The organism is Pseudomonas sp. URMO17WK12:I6, from assembly GCF_003253625.1.
Classification (GTDB): Bacteria; Pseudomonadota; Gammaproteobacteria; order Pseudomonadales; family Pseudomonadaceae; genus Aquipseudomonas.
In genome coordinates this window covers 96,576-108,205 of the sequence record NZ_QKYZ01000014.1, presented here as the reverse complement: position 1 = coordinate 108,205, position 11,630 = coordinate 96,576, and the positions used below count along the sequence as shown (strand labels likewise).

The 11,630-nt window shown below is 57.7% G+C and carries 11 protein-coding genes and 1 pseudogene; 7 read left to right on the top strand and 5 right to left on the bottom strand.

The window, feature by feature from the left end:
• Positions 1–424 precede the first annotated feature (424 nt).
• Both F475_RS23050 and F475_RS23045 read left to right on the top strand, forming a co-directional pair.
• Positions 425–868: pseudogene (locus tag F475_RS23050) on the top strand (BRO family protein); the annotation flags it as partial.
• Between the two features lie 31 nt (positions 869–899).
• Positions 900–1,889, top strand: coding sequence for a hypothetical protein (locus F475_RS23045; protein ID WP_111454795.1), 990 nt, complete (start codon positions 900–902; stop codon positions 1,887–1,889).
• Positions 1,890–1,896: 7 nt separating this feature from the next.
• On the opposite strand, the gene F475_RS23040 is transcribed toward F475_RS23045, so the two are convergent.
• Complete coding sequence (locus F475_RS23040; RefSeq protein ID WP_111454794.1) at positions 1,897–3,072, bottom strand: hypothetical protein; 1,176 nt, start codon at positions 3,070–3,072, stop codon at positions 1,897–1,899.
• Between the two features lie 100 nt (positions 3,073–3,172).
• Positions 3,173–3,991 carry a sulfite exporter TauE/SafE family protein gene (locus F475_RS23035; protein WP_111454793.1) on the bottom strand — a complete coding sequence of 273 codons (819 nt, stop codon included), beginning with the start codon at positions 3,989–3,991 and terminating at the stop codon, positions 3,173–3,175.
• Between the two features lie 112 nt (positions 3,992–4,103).
• Between F475_RS23035 and F475_RS23030 the strand changes: the two genes are divergently transcribed.
• Positions 4,104–4,871 (top strand): helix-turn-helix transcriptional regulator, encoded by a 768-nt coding sequence (locus F475_RS23030; protein ID WP_111454792.1) that lies wholly within the window; start codon positions 4,104–4,106, stop codon positions 4,869–4,871.
• 69 nt (positions 4,872–4,940) lie between these two features.
• Here F475_RS23030 and bglX read toward each other — a convergent pair whose 3' ends face one another.
• Positions 4,941–7,304 (bottom strand): beta-glucosidase BglX, encoded by a 2,364-nt coding sequence (bglX, locus tag F475_RS23025; protein WP_111454791.1) that lies wholly within the window; start codon positions 7,302–7,304, stop codon positions 4,941–4,943.
• Positions 7,305–7,558: 254 nt separating this feature from the next.
• Between bglX and F475_RS23020 the strand changes: the two genes are divergently transcribed.
• Both F475_RS23020 and F475_RS23015 read left to right on the top strand, forming a co-directional pair.
• Positions 7,559–7,876, top strand: coding sequence for a helix-turn-helix domain-containing protein (locus F475_RS23020; RefSeq protein WP_018926408.1), 318 nt, complete (start codon positions 7,559–7,561; stop codon positions 7,874–7,876).
• 11 nt (positions 7,877–7,887) lie between these two features.
• A complete protein-coding gene (locus F475_RS23015; protein WP_111454813.1) occupies positions 7,888–8,082 on the top strand; it encodes an XRE family transcriptional regulator in 195 nt (64 codons plus the stop codon).
• Positions 8,083–8,126: 44 nt separating this feature from the next.
• On the opposite strand, the gene F475_RS23010 is transcribed toward F475_RS23015, so the two are convergent.
• Entirely contained in the window at positions 8,127–9,185 is a 1,059-nt protein-coding gene (locus tag F475_RS23010) for an MBL fold metallo-hydrolase (protein WP_111454790.1), read from the bottom strand.
• A gap of 215 nt (positions 9,186–9,400) precedes the next feature.
• On the opposite strand from F475_RS23010, the gene F475_RS23005 reads away from it, so the two are divergent.
• Together F475_RS23005 and F475_RS23000 are read left to right on the top strand one after the other, a co-directional pair.
• Positions 9,401–10,009, top strand: a complete 609-nt coding sequence (locus tag F475_RS23005) for a TetR/AcrR family transcriptional regulator (RefSeq protein WP_018926411.1) — start codon at positions 9,401–9,403, stop codon at positions 10,007–10,009.
• A gap of 141 nt (positions 10,010–10,150) precedes the next feature.
• Positions 10,151–10,696, top strand: coding sequence for a DUF1003 domain-containing protein (locus F475_RS23000; protein WP_018926412.1), 546 nt, complete (start codon positions 10,151–10,153; stop codon positions 10,694–10,696).
• Here F475_RS23000 and F475_RS22995 read toward each other — a convergent pair.
• A complete protein-coding gene (locus F475_RS22995) occupies positions 10,671–11,630 on the bottom strand; it encodes a LysR family transcriptional regulator (RefSeq protein ID WP_111454789.1) in 960 nt (319 codons plus the stop codon). The two genes, F475_RS23000 and F475_RS22995, sit on opposite strands and share 26 nt — an antisense overlap.

Sequence of the window (11,630 nt, the reverse complement as noted above, 5' to 3'; positions counted from 1 at the left end):
CAGCTTAGGAAAATGCCTACACGGTCCGTCCTTAACCTCCCAAGCGGTGGCTCATCCCCTGACAACGCGCCTAAGAAACGCGTCAAGTAGCGGCCTGACCGCTCCCGAAATATGCGGCTTTCTTGTACCTGCGGCTCCCGGCTGCGCGTCTTAAAATCTCTGCTATGTCGGGAGTGGACTAATACAAGCCCCGTAAGGGGAATATGTCCGGCCTTCTACTTGAGGTTTCTTAACTCCCGACGCCTTAGCCCTAAGAAAGCTACAAGTAGAGGTAATGGAAATGCCTATCCAACTCCGCCCTTCGACTCGAAGGCAGACTGAATCACCACCAATACACACAGCGTCAGCGACAGTTACAGCCACCATCGTCTCCACCCGCCATAACCAGCCGTTCCACACCATCTGACTCGAATCCCAAGCATGGTTCTGCGCTCGCGACCTAGGCCGTTTGCTTTGCCGCCATCTCAAATCCCACGCTCTTCGTAAGCTCGACGCCGACCAAACTAGAGCCCTCACGTTCCTGTGCAATGGCACCTATCAGCCAACCGTGATGATCAACGAATCAGCGACCTACACCACGTTGGTGCACCACTACACCCCGGAAAATCGTAACCTTCGCCAATGGCTGACCAATGAGATCATTACAGTAATGCGCGATGAGCATGCCAATCCAGGCACTCACATTCCCAGCCTCAGCCTACTGAAATGGGCAGAGCTGTCTGTAAGCATGCTGCAGTGGCAGAACGAGCCATGGATCAAATTGCAGGACTTACCTGTAGTTTTAACTCATCCACACATGGATAAAGTCAGATCGAGTGAGCGCAAACGATCTTGGTGGGATGCACCCTCTCGCTTTTTTCGTTTCTAATACCCTTCCCACTCAAGGACCCGAGCCCGCCATGAAATTCGACCTCGCCTACTGCCTCAGCCTCGACGAAAAACTGTCGATCTATGACGTGCGCGATTTGAATTTCGACGAAACCATGGAGTTCGATTCCGCCAAAGAGCACTTCCAGTGCCCCAACGATGCCTGTCGTTTGTCCTTCGATGCCGCCAACGTGTTGGGAACGTTCAACGCCAAGAATGTGAATTACGTGCGCACGCCGCACTTCAAGAACATGCCCAGCACGCGGCATGTGGCGGATTGTCCTTATGTCAGTCTGAAGACGCCGGCGTCGGGTCTGGAGGTGGACGGGGCGGAGTCGGATGACGGTCGGGAGGAGCATTTCCCGTCGGAGTTGTTGCTGACTCGGCGTGAGTATGTGCGTAAGCCTGCGAGCCCGGCGGTGGCGGCGGATGTTTTGCGCGATGCCCCGACACTCACTTCAGCGAGCAGTAACGTCGAGCAGCCAAGCCGGGAGTCGGCGCCGGACAAGACCAGTGTCTTCGCCCACCCGGTGGAGTGTTTTGTGTCGAACTTCGCGGACAAGGAGTTGCTCAAGCGCATGCCGCTGAAGATTGGCGAGCACACGGCGCCTTATGGGTCGTTCTTCAAGAAGATCGAGTACCTGCAGGACAACAAGGGGCTGATTTACTGGGGCAAGATCAAGGAGATCAAGGATTACACCCAGAGCTTTCGCATCGATTTCGAACAGAAGGTCTGGTTCAAGCAACCGGACGAGGCGAAGAAGAAGCCTTATTCGGTCAACGTTTATCTGAGTAAGAAGCTGATCGATAACTACCGCAAGCGCAAGGCGTTTCTGGAGGAGATCAAGCACGCCGTCGACAGTGATGCCGAGTTGTATTGCTTCTTTTATGGCGTGACGCCGGAGTTGAAGCAGGTGCCGAGCAAGAAAAACCCCGAACAGACGTTCGGGGTGTTCAGTGCCAACATCGAGAACCTGGATCACTTCATCATTCGTGAAGCGCCGGGGTTGGCGGATCAGTGACTTCGCCTCAGGGCAGTTGCAGCGCTACGCCGCCGGGATGTTGTTTGATGAGGCTGTAGGGCAGGACGCCCCAGCCAATGTTTCGGCAGACGGCAGACACGTGAGGGAAAGACGGCTCTAACTTGATGCCTTTTTCGGTGAAGTACCAATCCGGATAGTGCCAAGGGTAGTCGTCGTTGTAGCCGCAGTCGTTCTCCCCTTCAGCCGTTGTCGTCATTTCCTTGGGATATAGCTTAAGCAGTTGCGCCACCAGCCAAGGCGCCAGCTCCTTGGACCGGTAGTCGTAATAGACAGCGGATGACTCGGATGAAGATTCATCGTAGTCGTAGATTTTTTGCTCGAAATGCAGCGGTTTGCCCTGCCCCACCCACAGCACGTCATCAAGCGTCAGGACTTTCCCGGTACGGGTATCAAGATTGAGCGCCTCATTGTACTGATCCGGGTAAGCCCCACCGCAGTAGTACTCGAATGAGATAGTCGCGCTCATGACGGAAGATGTCATCCACAACGGCTGAATCCCCTGATTGTAGTAGCCCTGTTTGCCATCGACGTAGCACCCGAAATGCCCCACCACGCCCTGCCACAACCGCGCCATCAACTGCTGATTGATACGCTGGCGCGTTTCAGCGGTGTACCCCGAAACCACTTCAAACCCTTCCATTTTTGTCTGTGGCTCGCCCCACCATTGCAGCGTGTACCCCATGAACGTTTCGGTCCGTCCTTGTTTGAGTTTCAGGCCTTGCAGACGCAGATATTCGTATGGCGCCTTGTCATGGAGTCTGACGAGATAGGGCAACGTTTCGGCGGACACTGGCGGGAGTTTGGCTTGCTGTAATTCGACCTTGAGGACTTTGCCTTGTGGACTGGTCCATTCGCCGGACCAACCGTCGGGCTTGGGATGCAAGCGAATTTGCGGGACAGTTTTACCCTCATCGTCAGCCTGGCTGCCCTCGTCGAGTATCAGGGTTTCGCCTTCTCTATTTCCGGTGAGTACTAGATCACTGCGATACTTTTGGTAAAAGTACCGCCCCTCACTGCCGTTGGCGTTCACCTCAAGCACAATCGGCGATTTGCCCACAGTTCCGGTGTAAACCTGAGTGCCATTTTCAGCCCACAGCGCGGTAGAAAAAGTTGAACACACCAACACGACAATGCCGGTCAGACGAAACAGTCCTTTGAACATCAAAACATCCTTGAGTGAATCGAGCGCTGCTCGCGAGAAGTTGTCGCGGATTATGGCGAAGCAACGTCCGAGAATCGATGGAAAGCTACGCCGATAACACTCAACCCAGACACATGCTAAGCATCACCACTACCAGCAAACCAATATAAACCCGCGCATGCACCCGATCCGGTATCCGCCCGATCCACGGCGTGGCCAGCCGAATCCCCACCAGCGACCCAACCGTCAGCACCGCAAACGCCAGCACGTCCACATAGCCGACAAACCACGCCCCCAGATCAAACTCGGTAAACCCCGCCATCGCCATATAGGTCAGCGTTCCGGCCACCGCAACCGGAAGACTCAATGGATTAGCCATGGATGTGGCTTGCGACATGCTGAGGCCACAGCGTCTTAGCAACGGCACGGTCATGACGCTGCCACCCACCCCAAGAAACGTGGCGATAGCGCCAATTCCCACACCGCCGCCAGACACTTCTGCCCCGCCCAATCGCCGTGGGATTTCGATGTAGGACGGTGTAAGAAAACCGCGTCTGAACAAGCAATCCAGAATGGTCACGCTCAGGTAAACGATGAAGGCAGAACGGATCAGCTCACCACTCGCCCACATCGCGGCCGCAGCTCCGACGATCGCGCCCAAGCCGATGAACCCGCCCAACGGCCACAGGTAATGGCGAATGAGATTGCCCGCGTGGTGATGTTTTCTGGTGGCGATCAGGGCATTGATGATCATCACGCAGGTCGAGGTGGCTACGGCAATGTGCATCGCCGATTGGCCGATGGGGTCGTCGATGCCGTGGCTGGCCGTGAGCATGCGGTACAGCAAGGGCACGACGACAAATCCGCCGCCGAAGCCGAACAGCACGGCGGTGACGCCGGTCATGCAGCCGAAGAGTGCCAGCAAGAGGTAGAAGAACATCGCGCATCGTCCGTGGGTTGAGAGTGGCCGACGATAGAGCGACGGGGCTTGGCCTGATTCAGCAAGTCAGCCAATAATGTTTGCGTTTACGCCAACCACTGGGTGCCGCTCGATGCGCAATGTTTCGATTGATCTGCTGGACGACACGCCACGGCCGGTGGTGGCCATCGGTACGGATTATCCCGACGGTCATCGGTTGCCGCGCCATACCCATCGACGGGCGCAGTTGTTGTATGGCGCCACCGGGGTGATGCAGGTGAGCACGCTCGACGGCAATTGGGTGGTGCCGCCGCAGCGGGCGGTGTGGATTCCGCCGGGGGTGGCGCATGAGGTGTTGATGCTGGGAGTGAGCACTCGCAGTGTGTATATCGAACCGGGGGCGGTTGATCTGGGCAGCCGTTGCCAGGTGATCAGTGTTTCGCCGTTGCTGCGGCATTTATTGATGGAGGCGGTGGAGGTTGCGCTGGAGTACGACGAGGCCGGGCGCGATGGGGCGCTGATAGACTTGTTGCGGCATGAACTGGCGCGCAGTGCTCCCCTGCCGTTGCACATTCCACTGCCTGTGGATTCGCGGTTGCTCGGGTTGTGTCAGACGTTTCTCCGGCAACCGAACGCTCACCAATCGCCGCAACAATGGGCCGATCAGTTGCATATCAGTTTGCGTACGTTCAATCGCCTGTTCCGCCAACAGACCGGGCTGAGTTTCAGCCAATGGCGGCAGCGGGCTTGTGTGGTGTTGGCGTTGGCGCGGCTGGCGGTGGGCACGCCGGTGACGCGCATTGCCCTGGATTTTGGCTATGAAAGCCCGGCGGCGTTTTCGACCATGTTTCGTCGTGTGTTGGGGCAGGCACCGTCCGTTTGGTTGGAGCAGGTGAAATGACCACTAAAGCCAATCATGCGCCAAGCGCAGAACCTGAGGAATGCACCGCGGTTTCTCAGGGATTACGCATCATCGTTCTTCGTGGGCAAGTCGGATCGCCGCACCGCTCGCGTCTACAGGTTCTGCACTGGGCGGATGATTGTCTTGAGTGGCTTGTTCTGACAGCAATTCAAAGCTCTGCTCCTTCACATCCTGGGAATCCAGGCCGATTTGCACCCGGAACTCACCCGGCTCGGCGACGTATTCCAGTTGGGCATTGAAGAACTTCAAGTCGTTCTCGTTAATGCTGAAGTGGACTGCTCTCTCCTCTCCGGCCTTGAGCATGATTTTTTGAAAGTTTTTCAGTTCCTTGACCGGCCGGGCGACGGAGGCAACGACATCGCGGATATACAGCTGAACCACCGTTTCGCCGTCACGCTGGCCGGTATTTTTCACCATGATGCTGGCGACGAGGTTGTCGGTCTTGTTCAGTGTGGTCGAAGACAGGGCCATGTCGGTCAGGCTGAAATCGGTATAGCTCAGCCCATAGCCGAAGGGGTAAAGCGGCCCATAGGATTGATCGAAATATTGCGACGTGTAGTTGCGAAGCGCACCCGGCAGGTACGGACGGCCGGTGTTCAGGTGGCTGTAGTAATTGGGGATCTGCCCCACGGAACGTGGAAAGGTGATGGGTAATTTGCCGGACGGGTTGTAGTCACCGAACAATACATCCGCAACGGCGTTGCCTCCCTCGGTACCGCTGTACCAGGTTTCCAGAATCGCATCGGCCTGTTTCTGCTCCTTGCCGATCGACAACGGCCGACCGTTCATCAATACCAGTACCAGCGGCTTGCCGGTGGCTTTCAGGGCGGTGATCAATTCACTCTGGCGCCCCGGCAGATCGAGGCTGGTTCGACTGGCCGCTTCATGGGACATGCTGCGGGGCTCGCCCACCACGGCGATGACAACATCGGCTTGCTGTGCAACCTTGACTGCTTCGTCAATCATTTCTTCTGCCGGGCGAGGGTCGTTGGCGATTTCAGACACGCCCTGGTATTCCAGGTATTTAACAACCTCCTGATCCTCCTCGAGATTGGCGCCTCGGGCATAGATCAGCGAGCCCTGGCTCATCGCGCTTTTCAACCCGTCGTAGATCGTCACCGATTGCGCGGGCACACCACTTGCAGACCAACTGCCCATGATATCGACGGTACTTTTTGCCAACGGGCCGATGAGCGCGATCGTGCTCTCTTTTTTCAGCGGCAAGAGCCCGTTTTCATTCTTCAACAGCACCAGTGTCTTGCGTGCCACTTCACGGGCCTGCGCTCTGTGCAGATGGTTTTCGGCGTTGTTATCAGCAGCGCTTTCACTGGCAGCGCCGAGGCGCCGGTAAGGGTCCTCGAATAGCCCCATGTCGTACTTGGCACCCAGTACTTCCCGCACCGCGTCATCAATATCGCTCTGGGAAATGGCGCCAGACTCAAGCAGCCCTGGTAACTCCGGCCCATAGGAGGAGTCGTTCATGCTCATATCAATGCCGGCCCTGATGGCGAGCCTGGCCGCGTCGCGAGGATTCCTCGCAACACCGTGCTGAACCAGATCGGTGACCCCGTTATGGTCGCTGATGACCAGTCCCTTGAAGCCCCACGCTTTGCGAAGCAGGTCCTGCATCAACCATTTATTGGCCGCCGCCGGTACACCATTTATCGAGTTAAGCGCCGCCATGACGGCTCCCGCGCCACCCTCGATTGCCGAACGATAAGGTGGCAGGTAGTCCTGGTACATTCGGGTCAGGCCCATGTCGACGCTGTTGTAGTCGCGCCCCCCCTCGACAGCCCCATACAACGCAAAGTGCTTGGCGCTGGACATGATGCTGTCGGGCGCGTTCAGGCTTTGTCCCTGGTAGGCCTGGACCATCACTCTGGCAATGCGCGAAACCAGATAGGTGTCTTCACCGAAGCCTTCGGATGTGCGCCCCCAGCGAGGATCACGGGCGACATCGATCATCGGGGCGAAGGTCATATCGATACCGTCCGCACTGGCTTCTTTCGCCGCCGTTCGACCGCTCAACTCGATGGCGTCCATATCCCAACTGGAGGCCAGGGCCAGGCCGATGGGGAAAATGGTTCGATGACCGTGTATCACGTCCCAACCGAAAAACATCGGTATCTTCAGGCGGCTTTGTTGAGCCGCGTCTTGCATGGGGCGGTTTACATAACGGCTCACAGAGCCATACGTCCCCCCGATTCGCCCGGCAGTGATCTCCTGGCAGATTTTTTCGGGCGTCATCTTGTCATCGATAGCGATCAGCCGCAGTTGGCCGACTTTTTCGTCGAGGGTCATCTGATTGATGAGGTTGGTGACAAAGGCATCTTTGTTTGGCGATACCGTATCGGCCAGGACCGGCAGAGTTGTAAAGCTGATCAGGGCACATAGCAGACGTAGTCTTTTCATGATTCCCTTCCCCGCGTAACGCTGTGGCGCACTGCTTTTGAAACGCCACCTTTCCGGCATTGAAGATCAGAAGGCTGACGTTCAATCATTTGGAGCTTTCAGGAAACCGCCTAGAGACAGCGTAGTCGGTCCAACGCCCCTGCCTGAGCGAAAAAAGAGAATCGATCAAAAAATGAGTTTGATCCGGGCGCAAAACAACTGTACAAAAACACAGTACATTTTCGAATCGCCACGCTCGATCCCCGGAGAAAACCATGGCCTCTCTTGCAATGAAAATCACCCTGGAACGCATCGCCCTCTTCCAGTTCACCCCCGCCCACTGCGCCCAGGCCCGAGCGATGCTGGGTTGGAGTGTGGAAGAGTTGTCCGAGGAATCCGGGGTTTCCGTTGACGCCATCCAGCGATTCGAGGCGCAGCGTAATGTGCTGGATGTCACGCGGCTGGCGTTGGCGTATCGGTTTGAATCGCAAGGTTTGGTGTTCTTCCCGGGGTTTGCACCGGGCCGAGGGATGAATGTGAAAGGGTCCACACCGAATCCGGTGGGGCGGGCGGATTATGCGATGGTTGAGTGAGGTTGCAGCAGATGCGGGCCAAAGCCGAACACGTTATGAAAATAGGCATGCTCCTCGAAACCGGTCAGCTGAGTCAGGCTGAGGCGGCCTATAGGCTTGGATTGTCTGAGGAGGAACTGAACGAAATACTCCGTGGAGAATTTTGCGATCTGACCGTGGCAAAAATCTCGGAATATACAAAGCCGTTACTGGACGAACGCAGCTGAAAAGTCCGGGGCGCTTGCACCGCAAGCGCCCCGGCAGCACAACATCAAGCGTTCTGCACGGTCGCCTGATCGCTTACATCTTCCACACCCAACCACCACGCGCCACCACGCTGCGGATACATCACGTTGAACGCCTCGCCCATTTGCGGCGTGGTGATCGACACGTTCCGTTCCCAGGCCAGCGCCAGAATACGGTCGAAAGGTTCGTACCAGGCGTGCATCGACAGGTCGAAGGTGCCGTTGTGGATCGGCAGCAACCAGCGCCCTTTAAGGTCGATGTGCGCTTGCAGGGTTTGCTCGGGCTGCATGTGCACGTGAGGCCACTCGACGTTGTAGGCTCCGGTTTCCATAAGGGTCAGGTCGAATGGGCCGTACTGCTCGCCGATGCTTTTGAAGCCGTCGAAGTAGCCGCTGTCGCCACTGAAGAAGATCCGCGTGTCGCCGTCGATCATCACCCACGATGCCCATAGGGTGCTGTTACCGTCGAACAGTCCGCGACCGGAAAAGTGCTGCGAAGGTGTGGCTACGAATTGAAGGCCATCGACCTCGGTGCCCTGCCACCAATCCAGTTGGCGCACTTTGCTGGCGTCGATGCCCCACTTGATCAGGGTGTCCCCCACGCCCAGGGGCGTGAGGAAGTAGCGGGTCTTGTCCGCCAGTTTGAGCACGGCCTGATAATCGAGGTGGTCGTAGTGATCGTGGGACAGGATCACCGCTTCAATCGGCGGCAGGTCTTCGAGGCTGATCGGCGGCTGGTGGAAACGCTTGGGGCCGGCCCATTGCACGGGAGAGGCGCGTTCGGCGAAGACCGGGTCGGTGATCCAGAACTTGTCCTGCAGCTTGAGCAGAAGCGTGGAATGGCCCAGGCGATAGACGCTGTGGTTAGGCGCGGCAATCAACGCCGCCTGGGTCAGGGTTTGCACCGGAACGGGGGCCGACGGCCGGGTGTCGTGCGGTTTGTTGAAGATGAAGTTCCACAGGATGCGCAAGGTTTTGCGAAAGCCTTCGCGCTGCACCGGCACATGGTTTCGGTACTGCCCTTGAGCCTGTCGGGACGCTTCAGGCGTTGAAGCGTTGTTCGCTGGGGAAGTTGAAGTGTCCATGACTGAATGACTCCAGAAAAACCGCACAATCGACGATTTTCCGCTTGGGACGATAAATGGCCAAGGCATGCACGCATCAGCCGAAGATTCAATTTCTCACGGTGCAGGATTAACACAACATTACACTGCACAGTGTAGTTTCTAGGTTGCATCAAAGCCGATCACAAGTAAACTACCAAGTGTAATTCTCCACTTTTTCCTGCCGAAGCGTACTTATGACAGCTCCACAGCGCCTCACCGACCGAAAACGCGAAGCCATCATCCAGGCAGCGATTGCCGAATTCCGTACCCACGGTTTCGATATCACCAGCATGGACAAGATCGCCGCCACCGCCGGCGTGTCGAAGCGCACGGTGTACAACCACTTCCCGAGCAAGGAAGAGTTGTTTGCCGAAATCCTCAATCAGTTATGGACCCGAGTAACGGCCGAACAGGAAACGGCCTACCGCCACGACCTGCCCCTGCGCGATCAGCTGCGCCTGATGTTGCAGGCGAAATTGCAGATGCTGGCCGATGACAATTTTCTCGACTTGGCGCGGGTGGCGATTGCCGCCACCATCCACTCTCCCGAGCGTGCGCAGAACATGGTTGCCCGAATGGGTGAGCGCGAAGAAAGTTTGACCGTGTGGATTCGTGCCGCCCAGGCCGATGGCCGCTTGAAACAGGTCGCGCCTGAGTTCGCTGCGCAACAGATCCACGGGTTGCTCAAGTCCTTTGCCTTCTGGCCGCAGATTTCCATGGGCCAAACGGGCCTGTCGCCCGAGATGCAGCACACAGTGGTGGAATCTGCGCTGGACATGTTCCTGGCGTGCTATGAGTGCTGAACCGAGCTGCAAAAAATGACAACGTCCGCCACTTTATCGCTGTTCGATCGCTCTGAATAAAAACACCGAAATGTGTTTCTGAATGAGACTGGCGCTGGAGCTATAGTGAGCCTCAGTCCCATCCCCTCTTCAGAGAGCATCATGAGCACTCCGACCCACGAAACCGAAACCGAAATCACTGGCCCCGTCGATCACCTGCGCTTCCATCGCCCTCACGCGCACCTGGCACCTACTTTCGGTACCGACCGTTTTGCCCTGCGCGCCGAGGCTTTTGCGCGGTTCTTTGGCACGCCGACCTTCCTTGGCGCCCAGACCTTGGTGGTGGTGATCTGGATTTGCCTGAACCTGTCCGGCGTAACCCAATTCGATGTGTACCCCTTCATCCTGCTCAACCTGGCGTTCAGCCTGCAAGCGGCCTACGCCGCGCCGCTGATTCTGCTGGCCCAGACGCGTCAGGCGGCGCGGGACAAAGCCCAGTCCGAAGCCGATGCGCGACATCGTGAAGCCTTGGCCATCGCCAACAGTGAACGTCAGGCCCAGGCCGCGCGGAACACTGCGCAACTGAAGGAGTTGCTGGAGCAAAACACCCGGCTCACCGAAATCACCAAGACCCTGACTGAGCGCATCGAAAGCCTGACCTCGGAAATGCATCAACACTTCATCAGCAAGGAGCCACCGAAGGTTTGATCCGGAGCGCCCGCCCCAACTCGTCGAACAACGTCACCACCGAGCGCAATGCGCGGCAGTCCGGGCGGGTCAGCAGCCACAGCGCGGTGTCGTAACCGTGCAGGGGCTCGGTCAACGGTTGCAGTCCGTCACCGATCAAAAAGTCCGGCAACGCCGCGATGCCCAGTCCGGCCCGCACCAACTCGGTCACCGACAACATGCTGTTGCAGCGATAACCGGGTGTAACGCCAGGCAACTGCTGGCGCCGCCAGGCGACGGTGGGGTGATCGGGAAGAAAGTCGTCCGGGGCGATCCAGGTCAATGAGGCCAGGTCGTGGGATTCGACCGATTGCAGATAGGCCGCGCTGGCACAGACCCGGTAGGAAATGTCTGCCAATCGCCGGCCAACCAGATGCTCGGGCGGGGTGCGGGTCAGCCGCAAGGCGATGTCGGCGTCGCGGCGGCTGAGGTTGGCGAAGTCGTTGGAGGTGCAGAGTTCAATGGTCAGCGCCGGATAAGACGGCATGAACCGCGCCAGTGCCGGTAACAGCAGACTTTGCAGGACCGAATCGGTGCAGGTCAGGCGCACGGTGCCGCTGATGATTTCTCCGCCCTGCTCCACGCCAAGGCGCGCCGCCTCCAGTGCTTGTTCGGCGCGTTCAGCCTGCTCGGCCAGGGTCTGAGCCAACGTGGTAGGCAGGTAACCGGTGCGGCTCTTTTCGAACAGTTGCTGGCCCAGCGCGGCTTCGAGTCGACGGACCGCGCGAAACACCGTCGAGACGTCGACCTTCAACAACGCCGAAGCCCGGGCCAGAGAGCCGCCGCGCACCAAAGCGAGGATCAGCGACAGGTCGGGATAGTCCAGCCGATAGTGCGTCGATGCATTGATCACTTGGGATAACGCCAATATTGATTGCGTGAACGCCAATCTATAGTCGGTGCCAGAAATCAACAA

Coding starts and splice junctions, on each gene's coding strand:
- F475_RS23045 (WP_111454795.1), top strand. CDS start 900: ATGAAATTCGACCTCGCCTACTGCCTCAGCCTCGACGAAAAACTGTCG.
- F475_RS23040 (WP_111454794.1), bottom strand. CDS start 3,072: ATGTTCAAAGGACTGTTTCGTCTGACCGGCATTGTCGTGTTGGTGTGT.
- F475_RS23035 (WP_111454793.1), bottom strand. CDS start 3,991: ATGTTCTTCTACCTCTTGCTGGCACTCTTCGGCTGCATGACCGGCGTC.
- F475_RS23030 (WP_111454792.1), top strand. CDS start 4,104: ATGCGCAATGTTTCGATTGATCTGCTGGACGACACGCCACGGCCGGTG.
- bglX (WP_111454791.1), bottom strand. CDS start 7,304: ATGAAAAGACTACGTCTGCTATGTGCCCTGATCAGCTTTACAACTCTG.
- F475_RS23020 (WP_018926408.1), top strand. CDS start 7,559: ATGGCCTCTCTTGCAATGAAAATCACCCTGGAACGCATCGCCCTCTTC.
- F475_RS23015 (WP_111454813.1), top strand. CDS start 7,888: ATGCGGGCCAAAGCCGAACACGTTATGAAAATAGGCATGCTCCTCGAA.
- F475_RS23010 (WP_111454790.1), bottom strand. CDS start 9,185: ATGGACACTTCAACTTCCCCAGCGAACAACGCTTCAACGCCTGAAGCG.
- F475_RS23005 (WP_018926411.1), top strand. CDS start 9,401: ATGACAGCTCCACAGCGCCTCACCGACCGAAAACGCGAAGCCATCATC.
- F475_RS23000 (WP_018926412.1), top strand. CDS start 10,151: ATGAGCACTCCGACCCACGAAACCGAAACCGAAATCACTGGCCCCGTC.